Genomic DNA, 16,074 nt, shown 5'->3' with positions numbered 1-16,074 from the left:
AAATAACCAATGACACGCCCTACAGTCAACCCACCCATTTAATCGTCAAAACAACTTGAGGTCGTACCCGATGTCTCCGGAACCCAACGTTCGTGACGCTGAAGTGGCAGCCTTCCGAGAAGCTGTGCTGAACAAACTCGAGTATGCCGTCGGTAAAGATCCCGACCATGCCTTCGACCATGACTGGTTCATGGCAATTGCCCTGGCGACTCGCGACAAAATGGCCGAGCGCTGGATGAACCACACGCGCTACGTCTACCGGCAGGAAAAAAAGCGCGTTTATTACCTCTCCCTCGAGTTCCTGATCGGCCGTCTGATGTTCGACAGCCTCAGCAACCTGGGCATCCTCGAAACCGCGCGCGAAGCGTTGAAAGGGCTGAACGTCGACCTGGAGCAGATCCGCTCGCTGGAGCCTGACGCAGCGCTGGGCAACGGCGGCCTGGGCCGTCTGGCTGCTTGCTTCATGGAGAGCATGTCGACACTCGGCATTGCCGGTCATGGCTACGGCATTCGTTACGAGCACGGCCTCTTCCGTCAGGCCATTGTCGATGGCTGGCAGCAGGAGCAGACCGAGAACTGGCTGGACTTCGGTAACCCGTGGGAATTCGAACGCCCCGAAGTGATTTACCAGATCGGCTTCGGCGGCAGCGTGCAGCCCCAGCTTGATGCAGCGGGCGCACCGGTTCTGGATGCCTCGGGCGAAACCCGTCAGGTCTGGACCGCCGGCGAAACCGTCCGCGCGATTGCTTACGACACCCCAGTGGTGGGCTGGCGCGGCAAAGCGGTCAACACGCTGCGCCTCTGGCGTGCGCGCGCCGTGGAGGACCTGCACCTGGAACGCTTCAACGCCGGCGACCACGTCGGTGCGGTGGCGGAAGTGGTGCGGGCAGAAAGTATTTCCCGCGTGCTGTATCCAAACGACAGCACCGAAGCCGGCCAGGAACTGCGCCTGCGTCAAGAGTTCTTCTTCGTCTCGGCGTCGCTGCAGGACTTGCTGCGCCGCCACAAGAACATGGGCTACAGCATCAGCAGCCTGCCGGAGCACGTGGCCATCCAGATGAACGACACGCACCCGTCAATCGCCGTGGCGGAGCTGATGCGCGTCCTGATCGACCTGCACGACGTGGAGTGGGACGAGGCCTGGCGCATCACCGTCGGCACCCTGGCGTACACCAACCACACGCTGCTGCCTGAAGCGCTGGAAACCTGGTCGGTCGGCCTGATGGAGCGCATGTTGCCACGCCACATGCAGATCATTTACATGATCAACGCCCAGCACATCGACAAGGTTCGCCAAGACTTCAAAGATGACCCTGCACTGTTCGACCTGCTGCGCGCCGTCTCGCTGATCGAGGAAGACAACGGCCGTCGCGTGCGCATGGGTAACCTTGCGTTCCTCGGCTCGCACAGTGTGAACGGTGTGTCTGCGTTGCACACGCAGCTGATGCGCAAGACCGTTTTCGCCCATCTGCACAAGCTGCACCCGGACCGCATCAACAACAAAACCAACGGCATCACCTTCCGCCGCTGGCTGTTCCAGTCCAACCCGCAACTGACGTCCATGCTGGTCAACGAGTTGGGCGAGCAGGTGCTCGACAACCACGAGACCGCGCTGCTGAAACTGGAGCCCCTGGCCGACGACGCACGTTTCCAAAAGGAATTCGCCGCTCAGCGCCTGCAAAGCAAACAAGCGCTGGCCACGATCATTCAGGACCGTATGGGCATCGTGGTTAACCCTGAGGCGATGTTTGATGTGCAGGTCAAGCGTATCCACGAGTACAAGCGTCAGTTGCTGAACCTGTTCCACACCGTGGCGCTGTATCAGGCCATGCGTGCCGACCCGAGCACCGATTGGGTGCCGCGCGTGAAGATCTTCGGTGGCAAGGCGGCGGCCAGTTATCACTCGGCCAAGCTGATCATCAAGCTGACCAACGACATCGCGCGCACGGTCAACAACGACCCGACGCTGCGTGGCCGTTTGAAAGTGGTGTTCATGCCCAACTACAACGTCAGCCTGGCGGAAAGCATCATTCCGGCGGCGGATTTGTCGGAGCAGATTTCCACGGCGGGTCTGGAAGCGTCCGGTACCAGCAACATGAAGTTCGGCCTCAACGGCGCACTGACCATCGGCACCCTCGACGGCGCCAACGTGGAGATGAGCGAACAGGTCGGTCTGGAGCACATGTTCATCTTCGGCATGACCGCGCAGGAAGTCGAAGCGCGCAAGCATGCCGGTGAGTTCAACGCGCATCAGGACATCGCCGCGTCCGGGCGTTTGAATGACGTGCTGCAAGCGATTCGAGGCGGGGTGTTCTCGCCGGATGATCCGTATCGCTACGCCGGGTTGATCGATCAGTTGATCAACTACGACCGCTTCTTCGTCTGCGCGGACTTCGAGTCGTACTGGCACGCCCAGGCCAAGGTCGAAGCGCGCTGGCACGATTCGAAAGAATGGTGGCGCTCGGCGGTGCTCAACACCGCGCGCATGGGCTGGTTCTCTTCGGACCGGACCATCCGCGAATACGCGACCGAAATCTGGAACGCGCTGGATTAAAAGCCTGGAGGTGGTCGTTTCTCCCCGAAACGACCACCGCTGCTTTGCATAGCCAGCCCACTGAAATGACTGGCTGAAGGTCCCGCAGAATCGCCTCGATCACACCTCTCGCCAACGACATAAATCCACTGTAGGAGCGCGCTTGCCCGCGATTGCGGTGGATCAGACGGCTAATTATTTGCTGACGGAATGCTTTCGCGGGCAAGCGCGCTCCTACAGGTCTGCGCCGACCACGCAACGTTCTCTCAACCCACCGGTTGGGCCAGCAGCATCAACAGATCAGCATTCGAACGCCGGATATGTTTGCGCCCAGATGCATCAGCGACTCAGTTCTCCTTCCCCGACACAAAATGTTTCCCCTTTCCTGACGCCCGATATACTTTTCGCCATCGCCGGTAATCGGCCGAGAAGGGATGTCATCGCGTGCAATGGATTCTTCTGCTGGCCGGTCTGGTGATCGGAGCGCTTCTTGATGAGTCGCTGTTGGGCGGCGCTGTCGGCGCGGTCATTGGCCTGGCTGCGGGTTTGAGCTTCCGGCTTGGTGCATTGACGCGGGAAACCGCCGCGCAGAAAGCTGAACTTGCCAAGACCCGGCTGGACCTGGACGCCGTACAACAACGCTTAAGCCAGCTGGATTCCGCCGCCGCCCAGTTGCCGGATGCGCCCCTGTCAGCGCCGTTAAATGTTCAGCCCATCGCAGACGACGGCCCGGAACTGCTGTGGGATCTTCCGGATCTTGAGCCGGCCGCCCCAGATGTCGGCGATTCGGAATGGAGTCGCCCTGCACAGGCGCCATCATCCACAGCCCCGAGTTACGTGCCCGCCTCTCAGCACGCTTCAACCCAGCCCGCTCCTCCCCAGCACAGCCTCTTCGACAGCGCCTTACTGCGCGCGAAAAACTGGCTGCTCGGCGGCAACACAGTGTTGCGGGTCGGCGTGGTGCTGCTGTTTCTCGGCCTGGCGTTTCTGCTGCGCTACGCCACCGAAGGCATGGTCGTTCCGATCGAAGCCCGTTATGCCGGCGTCGCGGTGGCGGCGCTGGCATTGCTGGGTCTGGGTTGGTGGCTGCGTCACCGCAATGAATCCTTCGCGCTGATGCTGCAGGGGACGGGCGTCGCGGTGCTGTACCTGACCGTGTTCGCCGCGATGAAAGTTCACACCCTGCTGGCGCCGGGCATGGCATTCAGCCTGCTGGTGGCGGTCACCGTGTTTTCGGCCATTCTCGCCGTCACGCAAAACTCCCTGGCCCTCGCCTGCGTCGCCGCGCTGGGCGGATTTGCCGCGCCGCTGCTGACGTCCTCTGGCGAGGGCAGTCACGTCGCGCTGTTCAGTTATTTCGCCCTGCTCAACGCCGGCATTTTCGCCATTGCGTGGTTCAAGGCGTGGCGCCCGCTGAACCTGATCGGCTTCATCGGCACATTCGGCATCGGTTTCGCCTGGGGCATGGATGCGTACACGTCCGAGCTGTTCTGGAGCACCGAACCCTTCCTGATCCTGTTCTTCCTGATGTACCTGGCCATCGGCCTGCTGTTCGCCCGGCGCAAGCTGCAAGAACACGCCGCTGGGCCTGACGACGACAGCCGGGAAGCCACCCTGCGCTGGTCCGCGCGTCAGACACACTACGTCGATGGCAGCCTGTTGTTCGGGACGCCCATCGTCGGTTTTGGCCTGCAGTACGCGCTCGTTCAACACATCGAATTCGGCGCTGCCTTGAGCGCACTGGCGCTGGGCTTGCTGTATATGGGCATTGCTCGGTTTCTGGCCGGGCGCGCACCGGGCCGGGCATTGCTGTTGGTCGAAACGTGCCTTTCACTGGGTGTGGTGTTCGGCACGCTGGCGATTCCACTTGGCCTGAGCGCGCAATGGACGACGGTCGCCTGGGCGGTCGAAGGCGCGGCGGTGTTCTGGCTCGGCATGCGCCAGAACCGCTTGCTGGCTCGGGGTTTCGGCCTGCTGCTGCAACTGGGCGCGGGGATCGCGTTCCTGGGTGCGGTCGGTCGCTGGGATGTACCGAACTTCAATCACGGCGACTTCTGGACACCGCTGATCATCGCCCTTGCTGGTCTGGTCAGCGCCTTCACGGTCGAGCGCGTCGGCACCCTGCGTTTGTCGTTGAGCAATCGTTTCTTGCAGCCGTTGCTGTCGATCTGGGGCGCGGTGTGGTGGTCCGCAGCGGTGTGCGTCAGCACCCATTACGTGCCGGAAGAGGCCGAGTTTTCGACGCTGCTGCTGTTGGGCGCCGTCAGCGTCGGGCTGTGGACCATGGCGGCCCTGCGCCTTAACTGGGCCGGAATCGCACAACTGTCCACGCTGCTCACGCCCATGAGCGCGGTGTTGCTGGCGCTGATGAGTTTCAATACCTACTACAACCCCGCCGCCAATTGGGGCTGGGTGGGCTGGCTCACGGTGTTTGCAGTTCATCTGTGGTCACTGAAGCAGCTCGATAAACTGCTGCTCCCGCGCCTGCGCAGTGCGGCCCATGTGATCGGCTGCTGGCTGATCATCGGCGTGCTCTCGCTGCAACTTCGTTATGGATTGCTGGCGTTGTCGGAGGCGTATAACGCCTGGCGCTGGCTGGGATGGGCGTTGCTGCCGAGCTTGTATCTGCTGGCGATGACGGCATCCCGCACGTGGCCCTGGCCCGTCAGCGCCTATCCGCGTGAATACCGTGTCTGGGCTGCCGCGCCGATGGCTGGATTGATGCTCGCCTGGTTCTGGCTGGCGAACGGGTTCAGCGAAGGCGCTGCCGATCCCCTGCCCTATCTGCCATTGCTGAACCCGTTGGAACTGGGCTTGCTGATCACCCTGACCGGCATCTTCAGCTGGACCCGCCAGCAGCTGCCGCAGTTAGGCGTCAGCGAGGGGCGTGCGCAGAAAGCGGCGCTGGTCATTGCCGGCGCATCGCTGTTCGCGCTGATTACCGCCATGGTCCTGCGCACGGCGCATCACTGGGCCGGCGTGGCCTGGTACCCCGACGCGCTGTTTGAATCAATGCGTGTGCAGGCCGGCCTTTCCATCGTCTGGACGCTGACCGCGCTGGCGCTGATGATCGTCGGCCATCTGCGCGCCCGACGCGACCTGTGGATCGTCGGCGCCGCACTGATCGGGATCGTCGTGGCCAAACTGTTCTTCGTCGAGCTGAGCAATCGTGGCGGTCTGGAGCGAATCATTTCCTTTATCGGCGTTGGCGTTCTGTTGCTGGTGGTGGGATATTTCGCCCCCCTGCCGCCCCGGCATCCGGCCCGAAGCGAGGGTCTGACCGATGCCGACGCTGCGAGCCGGGCATCGAAATGAAGCGCGTAAGGAGTGTTCAGTTGAGTCGTCAGTTCGTCATCAAGGCTGCCCTGCTTGCCCCTTTTCTGGGCTCGATACTGTGCGCGGCCCCGCTCAGCCAGGCGGAGGATCTGCCGGATGATTTCACCACCCATGCGCCCCTGACCATCAGCGGCGAAGGGCCTTGGTATCGGCTGGAGTTGCCCCTCGGCGTGCAGTTGAACGCGCGCCAGAGCACTCTCAACGACGTGCGCGTTTTCAATGCAGATGGCCAGGCCCAGCCCTACGCAATCACCCAAAGCCCGCCCCAGCGTGCAGCCGACGCAAGCCCGGTCTCGGTGAAGTGGTTCCCGCTGTACAACAGCGACGCCGCGAAAGATGCCGAGCCGAAAATCCGCGTCGAGCGCACGCCCAGCGGCACGCTGGTAGAGGTTCAGCCCCAGGGTGAGATCGAGGCGGGCGAAGAGATTCTGCGCGGCTGGCTGCTCGACACCAGCGCGATCAACGCGCCGCTGGATCAACTGATTCTGGACTGGAGCAGCGAGCGCGACGGCTTTCAGCGGTTCAGCATCGAAGCCAGCGACGACCTCCAGCATTGGCAGCGGTGGGGCGATGGTCAGGTGGCGAGGCTGTCATTTGCTGACGAATTGGTTGAGCAGCGCGTCGTCAATCTGCCGGGGCGCAGCGCCCGCTATCTGCGTCTTCTGTGGCAATCGCCCCTCTCTGCGCCGACGCTGAACGCCGTGCAACTGATCGGCACGCAGCCCGGCGTGCTGCCGTTGAGCTGGTCGCCTGCCATCAATGGTCGCGTCGAAAAACCCGGCGTGTATGTGTGGCAATTGCCGGTGGCCCTGCCGCTTGAACGCATGCGGATCGACATCACACAACCTAACAGCCTCGCGCCCGCCACGCTGTACGGGCGCCGTGACGGCAACGCGCCATGGCAACTGATCGACAACGGCCTGCTTTATCGGCTCAGCCAGAACGGTCAGGACGTTGTGCAGGACGAAATGGAGCTGCCCGGCAATGTCGTGCAGCAGCTGAAACTTGAGGTGGATGACCGTGGCGGCGGCCTGGGCAATGACGCGCCGGCGCTGAGTTTTGCCGTGCGCGCCACGCAACTGGTGTTTCTCGGTCGCGGCGCACCGCCTTACAGCCTCGCCGTCGGCAACGCCACGGTGAAAAGCACTGCGCTGCCACTGGCGACGCTGATTCCCGGTGTCAGCCCCGAGAAACTGGCGGCGCTGGGCAGAGCGGCCTTGGCGTCCACGCCGGTCGCGCCGGTTGCTGCGGCCGCGCCCGCGGAAGCCAGTGGCCCCGACATCAAGCGCCTCGGTTTGTGGGCCGTGCTGATACTCGGCGTGATTTTTCTGGCATGGATGGCGCTCGGCACACTGCGCGGGTCTCGTCCAAAATAACGCGCCAAATTATAAGTGTCGGGGTGATGACGCTGAATCGATCCGGCATCGAAAAAATTGCAGACGATGCCCGCCAATTCATCGCTCTGATCGCGCTAGGCTTATGTAGCCCGTGAACTGAATCACTACCTACTCGGTCTGACAGGCAGTATTAAATCTCCGCTCACGCTAGACTGTGCGCGTTTTTATCCCCCATTTCGGAGCTCTCCATGTCCCGCGTTACCTTGAGTCGTTATCTGATCGAGCAGACCCGCACCAACAACACCCCTGCCGATCTGCGCTTTCTGATTGAAGTCGTGGCGCGTGCGTGCAAGGAGATCAGCCACGCGGTATCCAAAGGCGCTCTGGGCGGCGTGCTCGGCAGCATGGGCACCGAAAACGTGCAGGGTGAAGTGCAGAAGAAACTGGACGTGATGTCCAACGAGATTCTGCTCGAAGCCAACGAATGGGGCGGTCACCTGGCCGGCATGGCGTCCGAAGAAATGGACAACGCCTATCAGATCCCCGGCAAATACCCGAAAGGCGCCTACCTGCTGGTATTCGACCCACTGGACGGTTCGTCCAACATCGATATCAACGCGCCGGTCGGCACGATCTTCTCGGTGCTGCGTTGCCCGAACGAGTACCTGAGCCAGAACGAAGCCCTGAACGAGAAGGCTTTTCTGCAGCCAGGCACCCAGCAAGTCGCCGCCGGTTACGCCATCTACGGCCCGCAGACCATGCTGGTACTGACCCTGGGTGACGGCGTCAAAGGCTTCACGCTGGACCGCGAGATGGGCAGCTTTGTCCTCAGCCACGAAGACATCAAGATTCCGGAGTCCACCCAGGAGTTCGCGGTCAACATGTCCAACCAGCGTCACTGGGAAGCCCCGGTCAAGCGCTACGTCGAAGAGCTGCTGGCCGGCGAAGACGGCCCGCTGAAGAAGAACTACAACATGCGCTGGGTCGCGGCGATGGTGGGCGACGTCCACCGCATCCTGACCCGTGGCGGTCTGTTCATGTACCCGCGTGATTCCCGCGAGCCTTCCAAGCCGGGCAAGTTGCGTCTGATGTACGAAGCCAACCCGATGTCGTTCCTGGTGGAACAAGCCGGCGGCGCATCAACCGACGGCCATCAGCGCATCCTCGACATCCAGCCCGAAGGCCTGCACCAGCGTGTTGCTGTCTTCCTGGGTTCGAAGGAAGAAGTCGAACGCGCCACGGCGTATCACAAGGAATAAAGTTCTGAATGGCCGCTTTTAGCGGCCATTTTTTTTCCAATGTCAGCGCTGACTGACGCATTGAGCAGCAGCGCGTGTCTGTAGGAGCCGGCTTGCTGGCGAATGCAATGGGCCAGTCGCCGCCTGGTTGCCTGTCCCGACGAGTTCGCCAGCAAGCCGGCTCCTACAGAAATGTATCGAATGCTGAATTCGCCGTTATCATCATTTGCTGGCATTAGGCGCTGCGACGCTGCCCCCCATCCGATTCAGGAGCTTCATCTCATGTCTTTGCGCACTCTCGCGGTGTTGTCGTTCTGCGTTTTGCTGGCGGCCTGCAGCAAGGTCACTCAGGAAAACTACTCGAAAATCTCGGCCGGCATGCCCAAGGCGCAGGTCGAACAACTGCTTGGCAGCCCGACCGAATGCTCCGGTGCGCTGGGGATGTCCAGCTGCACGTGGGGCGATGCGAAGACGTTCATCAGCGTTCAATACGCCGCTGACAAGGTCGTGCTGTTTTCCGGACAGGGCCTTAAATGAGTATTCGTCAGGCAATGAAAATCGGCGCGGTGGCGCTGGCAGCCTTGTGGATCAGCGCCTGTGCGGTTAAGCCTGAAGCTGACTCCATGGCGCCGAAGACGGTTGATCACGTCGATCTGAAGCGTTATCAGGGCACGTGGTACGAAGTCGCGCGGCTGCCGATGTTCTTCCAGCGCAACTGCGCGCAGTCCGAAGCGCACTACACGCTGAAGGATGATGGCAACATCGCTGTCACCAACCGCTGCCGCACGATCGAGGGCAAGTGGGAGGAGGCAACCGGAACGGCTTCACCGCAGATTCAGGGCAAGACCGACAAGCTGTGGGTCGTGTTCGACAACTGGTTCTCGAACCTCTTCCCGGGTGTGGCGAAGGGCGATTACTGGGTGCTGTACGTGAGCCCCGACTACAAGGTGGCATTGGTTGGCAGCCCGAACCGCAAGTTCCTGTGGCTGCTGTCGCGCACGCCTCATGTGCCGGACGCAGTGCGCAACGACCTGCTGATGAAAGCTCAGCAACAGGGTTACGACACCACCAAGTTGATCTGGCGGGTAGCGGATTCGAAAGTGGGCAAAGCGGACTGACCTATCGCGAGCAAGGTGGAGCGCCACCTTGCTCGCGAAGCGGTCCATTCACCGCAGATGCATCAGCCCAGCAACTCCCGCAATACCTGAGCGAACGCACGGCTGGTCTGCGCTTCGTCGTCATGGTGGCCGTCGCGGATCACCCAGCGGCCATTGACCATCACATCCTTGATCTGACGATCACTGCCGGCAAACAACCAGCGATTGAGAATGGCATCACCGGATGCCGTCGCCAGATACGGGTCGTTGCCATCGAGCACCAGCCAGTCTGCCCGTTTGCCTACTTCCAGCGCACCCACCGGTTGCCCCATCGCTTGGGTACCGCCCACCAAGGCCGCGTCGTACAGCGTGCGCCCAACCATGGGCTGATCAGGCCGGTACAGCCGATTACGGCGCTGATCGCGCAGACGCTGGCCGTATTCCAGCCAGCGCAGTTCTTCGACCACGCTCAGCGACACATGGCTGTCGGAACCAATGCCCCAGCGTCCGCCCTGAGCGATGTAATCCACTGCCGGGAAAATCCCGTCGCCCAGATTCGCTTCGGTGGTCAGGCACAGTCCCGCGATCGCACGACTTTTCGCCATCAATGCCACTTCGTCCGGCTGGGCATGGGTCGCGTGAACCAGGCACCAGCGCGCGTCGACATCGACGTTTTCATACAGCCACTGCAACGGCCGGCGACCGCTCCAGCTCAGGCAATCGTCGACTTCCTTTTGCTGCTCGGCGATATGAATGTGGATCGGGCAATGGGGGTCGCTGGCGGCCGTCACCTCGCTGATCTGCTGCGGGGTCACGGCACGCAGCGAGTGAAAGCACAGCCCCAGCGCCTGGGCGGGTTGCGCGGCAATCACGGATTTCAGGCGGGACTGCAAATCCAGGTAACTGTCGGTGCTGTTGATAAACCGGCGCTGCCCCTCGTTCGGCGTAAGGCCGCCAAAGCCAGAGTGGCTGTAGAGCACCGGCAGCAAAGTCATGCCGATGCCGACCGAACTCGCCGCCTGGCTGACCTGCAGCGCCAGCTCGGCGGGGTCGGCGTAGGGCTTGCCGGTGGTGTCCTGATGGACGTAGTGAAATTCGGCGACCGAAGTGAAGCCGCCCTTGAGCATTTCGATGTACAGCTGCCGCGCGATGACGCCAAGCTGCTGCGGACTGATCTGCCCGACGAGGCGATACATCAGGTCGCGCCAGGTCCAGAAACTGTCATTGGGATTGCCGGCCACTTCCGCCAGACCGGCCATGGCGCGCTGAAAGGCGTGGGAGTGCAGATTGGGCATGCCCGGCACGACAGGCCCGTTGAGCAGTTCGGCGTCGCCGCGTTCGGCATCGGCCTGAACCTGGCTCAGCAGGCCATCAGCGCTGACCTCGAAACGTACGTTGCTGGCCCAACCAGTGGGCAATAACGCGCGTTCGGCAAAGAAAACGGACATGACTCGGCACCCCTTGCTTGAAATTGTCTATACATATACAGACGTTTATACGGCCGGTAAACTGCGCCGCGCTTGTCGGCACACGTGTTAATGGTTAGCGTGGACGCTGTAACCTCTTCCGCCTGAATAACGCCACAACAAGGATTTCTCTGTGCCGACTCCACCTGCCCATTTGCCGCTGGCTTCCCAGATGGGTGACAGTCCGGCGCCGCTGTACGCCAGGGTGAAGCACATGATCACCCAGCAGATTCAGAACGGCACCTGGCCGCCGCACCACCGCGTGCCGTCCGAAAGCGAACTGGTGACGCAACTGGGCTTCAGCCGCATGACCATCAATCGCGCCCTGCGCGAAATGACCGCTGAAGGAATGCTGGTGCGCATGCAAGGCGTCGGTACATTTGTCGCCGAGCCCAAGACCCAATCCGCGCTGTTCGAAGTGCACAACATCGCCGATGAGATCGCCGCCCGCGGACACGCCCACACCTGCCAGGTGATCATCCTCACCGAGGAAGCCGCCGGTTCCGAACGCGCGCTGGCGCTGGACATGCGTGAAGGCCAGCGGGTCTTTCATTCGCTGATCGTGCATTTCGAAAACGATATTCCCGTGCAAATCGAAGACCGTTTCGTCAACGCCCTCGTCGCGCCGGAGTACCTGCAGCAGGATTTCACCCAACAAACGCCCTACGCCTACCTTTCCCAGGTCGCGCCGCTGACAGAAGGCGAGCACGTGGTTGAGGCGATTCTCGCCGAGCCCGACGAATGCAAGTTGCTGCAGATCGAGAAGGGCGAGCCGTGCCTGCTGGTGCGTCGACGCACTTGGTCCGGCCGCCAACCGGTGACGGCCGCCCGCCTGATTCATCCCGGCTCACGCCACCGCCTGGAAGGACGCTTCAGCAAATGACTCAACTGACTGTTCTGCGCGCCGCTGACTACCCGCGCATGCCCTGGAAAAACGGTGGCGGCAGCACTGAGGAAATCACCCGCGATGCCGGCGAAGGCCTGGAAGGCTTCGGCTGGCGGCTGTCGATTGCGGACATCGGCGAGTCGGGCGGTTTTTCGGTGTTCCCCGGTTATCAGCGCATCATCACGGTGCTGCAAGGCGCAGGCATGACGCTGAATATCGATGACAAAGACAGCGAGCCACTGCTGCCGTCCGATCCGTTCGCGTTCAGCGGCGACAGCGCTGTGTCATGCACGCTGCTCGACGGTCCGATCCGCGACTTCAACCTGATCTACTCGCCAGCCCGTTACCGCGCGCGACTGCAATGGATCGATGTTATGCACCCCCAGCGATTTTTCAGTTCGGCCGATGTGTTTCTGGTGTTCAGCACCGCCGAGCAGATGGCCGCCAATGTCGGCGAGCACCCGCCGCAAGTGCTCGAAAAACATGACTGCTTACAATTGGACAATGCCCCGGGCACGCTGCTGGAGACGGTGCTCTACGCCCCGCGCGCCAGCCGTGTGTGCGTGATCGAGCTGTCGCGCGTCTGAGTCCCGCCACCCCTGTGTTAGATTGCGTCTTTTTTTCGCCAGCACAGGGACGACCATGACGACGCTCAACGACAACAAAGAAAGCCCACGAGCCCTCGCCATCCTTGCCAGTTTTCTCGCATCGGAATCGGCAGGCGGCCTCGTGCTGATGGGTGCCGCCCTCGCAGCGATCATCGTCGCCAACTCCCCCCTCGCCCCCTCGTATTTCGCCGCACTGCACAGTGTCTGGGGCGGGCTGTCGATCGAGCTGTGGATCAACGACGGGCTGATGGCGATCTTCTTTCTGATGGTCGGTCTGGAAATCAAACGCGAAGTATTGGCCGGTGGTCTTTCCACATGGGGCCAGCGTGCGCTCCCCGGTTTTGCGGCAGCGGGTGGCATGTTGGTGCCGGCGCTGATCTACATCGGCGTCAACATGGGCAACGCCGAAACCATGAGTGGCTGGGCGATCCCTGCCGCCACTGACATCGCCTTCGCCCTTGGCGTGCTGTCGTTGCTGGGCAAGCGGGTGCCGACGTCGCTGAAAGTGTTCCTGGCCGCACTGGCGATTCTCGATGACCTGGGCGCCGTCACCATCATTGCGCTGTTCTACAGCAGCGGCCTGAACCTGCCGATGCTCGGCGCCTCGTTCGCGACGCTGGCCGTGCTGGTGATCATGAACCGCATGGGCGTGCAGAAATTGCTGCCGTACCTGCTGCTCGGCCTGCTGCTGTGGTTCTTCGTGCTGCAATCAGGCGTACACGCAACGTTGGCCGGTGTGGCGCTGGCACTGTCCATTCCGCTGGGCACGCGCAAGGAGGAAGCCCGCTCGCCGCTGCTGTTTCTTGAAGAGAAAATGCACTACTGGGTGGCGTTCGCGGTGGTACCTATTTTCGGCTTCGCCAATGCGGGCGTGTCCCTGTCGGGCATTACTCTCGGCAACCTGGTCGACCCGGTGCCGCTGGGTGTCGCGCTGGGGTTGTTTGTCGGCAAGCAGATCGGTGTATTTCTCGCGGCGGTGCTGGCGATCCGATCCGGGCTGGCGACACTGCCGGAAGGCAGCAACTGGCCGCAGCTATATGGCGTGGCCCTGCTCTGCGGGATCGGGTTCACCATGAGCCTGTTCATCGGCAACCTGGCCTTCCCGGGCGCCGCGCATCTGATCGATGAAGTGAAAGTGGGCGTGTTGCTGGGCTCGATCGCGTCGGCGCTTGCCGGGGTGTGGCTGTTGCGCAGCAAGCTGGCTCAGCACTGATCTCAATCGCTGATCCCGATGCAGGAATGCGCTTGCCCGCGAATGCGTCAGGTCTGCCAACTTAACCGTTGCCTGACACACCGTAATCGCGGGCAAGCGCGCTCCTGGAATGGTTTTGCGGTGGATGATGGTCGACCTCGCACGCAGCCTGTAGGAGCCGGCTTGCTGGCGAATGCGGTGTTTCAGTCGACATCTTCATTTCAAACCAATTTCGTTCGCCAGCAAGCCGGCTCCTACAGGCACTCGGTCGTCCTCAACCCCTTTGTTACCCCCAGCCACGCACTGCGCTGGGGCGTTCGCACCGAAAAGTAACAATTTCCTTCCTGCAACCACTCCTGCGACTTTCCCCGCCCCGCCCCGCTGATCGTTGAAAAGCCTGCGCCAGAGAGGCCCAAAGCCTTTTATCCGCATTCAAAGCCAACATTGGCCCCTTGGTTGCATATGCTTGTATGTACAAGTAAGCATGAGTCGGTAAGAAGTCCCCATGCCAGTTCGGATGACAACGGCGGCACTCATGCAGAACCTTATTCCCACGTTCGTCACGGACCCCGCGTCCAGGCCGGATTGATCATCGAGGATTGTTAAGTGACTACTGACCACAACACCCCTGCTCAGCAATGGACCAAACGCCGCGATGTTGAAATCCGCGCAGCCCGTGGCACGCAACTGACCGCCAAGAGCTGGATGACCGAGGCGCCGTTGCGGATGTTGATGAACAACCTTGACCCGGAAGTCGCCGAGAACCCGAGCGAACTGGTGGTCTACGGCGGTATCGGTCGTGCGGCGCGTAACTGGGAATGCTACGACAAGATCGTCGAAAGCCTGACGAACCTGAATGACGACGAAACCCTGCTGGTGCAGTCCGGCAAACCGGTCGGCGTGTTCAAGACCCACAGCAACGCGCCCCGCGTGCTGATCGCCAACTCCAATCTGGTCCCTCACTGGGCGAGCTGGGAACACTTCAACGAACTGGATGCAAAAGGCCTGGCGATGTACGGCCAGATGACCGCCGGCAGCTGGATCTACATCGGTAGCCAGGGCATCGTTCAAGGCACCTACGAAACCTTCGTCGAAGCCGGCCGCCAGCATTACGACGGCAACCTGAAAGGCCGTTGGGTCCTGACCGCCGGCCTTGGCGGCATGGGCGGCGCGCAGCCACTGGCTGCCGGCATGGCGGGCGCCTGCTCGCTGAACATCGAATGCCAGCAGAGCCGCATCGATTTCCGCCTGAAAACCCGTTACGTCGACGAACAAGCCACTGACCTCGATGACGCCCTCGCCCGCATCGCCAAATACACCGCCGAAGGCGAGGCGATCTCCATCGCGCTGTGCGGCAACGCTGCCGAGATCCTTCCGGAAATGGTCCGCCGTGGCGTGCGCCCGGACATGGTCACCGACCAGACCAGCGCCCACGACCCGCTCAACGGCTACCTGCCAAAAGGCTGGACCTGGGAGCAGTACCGCGAGCGTGCCGCCACCGAGCCTGCCGCGGTGGTCAAGGCCGCCAAGCAATCCATGGCCGAGCACGTCGAAGCCATGCTGGCCTTCCAGAAAATGGGCGTGCCGACGTTCGATTACGGCAACAACATCCGTCAGATGGCCAAGGAAGTGGGCGTCGCCCATGCTTTCGACTTCCCCGGTTTCGTGCCCGCTTACATTCGCCCGCTGTTCTGCCGTGGCGTGGGGCCGTTCCGCTGGGCTGCGCTGTCAGGCAACCCTGAAGACATCTACAAGACCGACGCCAAAGTCAAAGAACTGATCCCGGACGACGCGCACCTGCACAACTGGCTGGACATGGCCCGTGAGCGCATCAGCTTCCAGGGTCTGCCGGCACGCATCTGCTGGGTCGGCCTGGGTCAGCGCGCCAAACTGGGCCTGGCCTTCAACGAAATGGTCCGCAGCGGCGAGCTGTCGGCGCCGGTGGTGATCGGTCGGGACCACCTGGACTCCGGCTCCGTCGCCAGCCCGAACCGCGAGACCGAATCGATGCAGGACGGCTCCGACGCCGTGTCTGACTGGCCACTGCTCAACGCCCTGCTCAACACCGCGAGCGGCGCGACCTGGGTCTCGTTGCACCACGGCGGCGGCGTCGGCATGGGCTTCTCGCAGCACTCGGGCATGGTCATCGTCTGCGACGGCACCGATGAAGCCGCCGAGCGCATCGCCCGCGTCCTGCACAACGACCCGGCCACCGGTGTGATGCGTCATGCCGATGCCGGGTATCAGATCGCGATCGACTGCGCCAAAGAGCAGGGTTTGAACCTGCCGATGATTAACGACTAGAAGCACTTCCCTGTAGGAGTGACCGGGGTGGCGCTCCACCTTGTTCGCGATAGCGTCGGACCATTCAACATTGATAG

Annotated in this window: 11 protein-coding genes; 10 read left to right on the top strand and 1 reads right to left on the bottom strand. The window is 62.0% G+C overall.

Features of this window, described 5'->3' with window-relative positions; all coding sequences use genetic code 11:
* Positions 1-70 precede the first annotated feature (70 nt).
* The 6 genes from ACQKEN_RS01815 to ACQKEN_RS01790 all read left to right on the top strand — a co-directional run bounded on the left by ACQKEN_RS01815 (position 71) and on the right by ACQKEN_RS01790 (position 9,562).
* Entirely contained in the window at positions 71-2,554 is a 2,484-nt protein-coding gene (locus ACQKEN_RS01815) for a glycogen/starch/alpha-glucan phosphorylase (protein ID WP_427683224.1), read from the top strand.
* Between the two features lie 423 nt (positions 2,555-2,977).
* Positions 2,978-5,848 carry a DUF2339 domain-containing protein gene (locus ACQKEN_RS01810; protein ID WP_427683222.1) on the top strand — a complete coding sequence of 957 codons (2,871 nt, stop codon included), beginning with the start codon at positions 2,978-2,980 and terminating at the stop codon, positions 5,846-5,848.
* Positions 5,845-7,245: a DUF3999 domain-containing protein gene (locus ACQKEN_RS01805; RefSeq protein WP_427683221.1), complete on the top strand. Its 1,401-nt coding sequence runs from the start codon at positions 5,845-5,847 to the stop codon at positions 7,243-7,245. Before ACQKEN_RS01810 ends, ACQKEN_RS01805 begins: the two co-directional genes overlap by 4 nt.
* A gap of 209 nt (positions 7,246-7,454) precedes the next feature.
* Positions 7,455-8,465: a class 1 fructose-bisphosphatase gene (locus ACQKEN_RS01800; RefSeq protein ID WP_065986681.1), complete on the top strand. Its 1,011-nt coding sequence runs from the start codon at positions 7,455-7,457 to the stop codon at positions 8,463-8,465.
* Positions 8,466-8,726: 261 nt separating this feature from the next.
* Complete coding sequence (gene bamE / locus ACQKEN_RS01795; protein WP_427683220.1) at positions 8,727-8,981, top strand: outer membrane protein assembly factor BamE domain-containing protein; 255 nt, start codon at positions 8,727-8,729, stop codon at positions 8,979-8,981.
* An 86-nt stretch (positions 8,982-9,067) separates the two neighbouring features.
* Positions 9,068-9,562: a lipocalin family protein gene (locus tag ACQKEN_RS01790; RefSeq protein ID WP_427683786.1), complete on the top strand. Its 495-nt coding sequence runs from the start codon at positions 9,068-9,070 to the stop codon at positions 9,560-9,562.
* A gap of 62 nt (positions 9,563-9,624) precedes the next feature.
* On the opposite strand, the gene ACQKEN_RS01785 is transcribed toward ACQKEN_RS01790, so the two are convergent.
* Entirely contained in the window at positions 9,625-10,989 is a 1,365-nt protein-coding gene (locus ACQKEN_RS01785) for a formimidoylglutamate deiminase (protein ID WP_427683218.1), read from the bottom strand.
* A 190-nt stretch (positions 10,990-11,179) separates the two neighbouring features.
* Here ACQKEN_RS01785 and hutC point away from each other — a divergent pair, with 190 nt between their 5' ends.
* The 4 genes from hutC to hutU all read left to right on the top strand — a co-directional run bounded on the left by hutC (position 11,180) and on the right by hutU (position 15,997).
* A complete protein-coding gene (gene hutC / locus ACQKEN_RS01780; RefSeq protein WP_427683784.1) occupies positions 11,180-11,890 on the top strand; it encodes a histidine utilization repressor in 711 nt (236 codons plus the stop codon).
* Entirely contained in the window at positions 11,887-12,480 is a 594-nt protein-coding gene (locus ACQKEN_RS01775; protein WP_427683217.1) for a HutD/Ves family protein, read from the top strand. The genes hutC and ACQKEN_RS01775 overlap by 4 nt, the downstream gene beginning before the upstream one ends.
* A gap of 55 nt (positions 12,481-12,535) precedes the next feature.
* Complete coding sequence (gene nhaA, locus ACQKEN_RS01770; protein ID WP_427683215.1) at positions 12,536-13,714, top strand: Na+/H+ antiporter NhaA; 1,179 nt, start codon at positions 12,536-12,538, stop codon at positions 13,712-13,714.
* Between the two features lie 585 nt (positions 13,715-14,299).
* Positions 14,300-15,997, top strand: coding sequence for a urocanate hydratase (gene hutU / locus ACQKEN_RS01765; RefSeq protein WP_427683214.1), 1,698 nt, complete (start codon positions 14,300-14,302; stop codon positions 15,995-15,997).
* The last annotated feature ends 77 nt before the right edge of the window (positions 15,998-16,074 follow it).

The organism is Pseudomonas sp. NPDC078416, assembly GCF_050268485.1.
Classification (GTDB): Bacteria; Pseudomonadota; Gammaproteobacteria; order Pseudomonadales; family Pseudomonadaceae; genus Aquipseudomonas.
The sequence above is the reverse complement of the archived record's forward strand: the minus strand, read 5'-3'. Positions and strand labels throughout refer to the sequence as shown.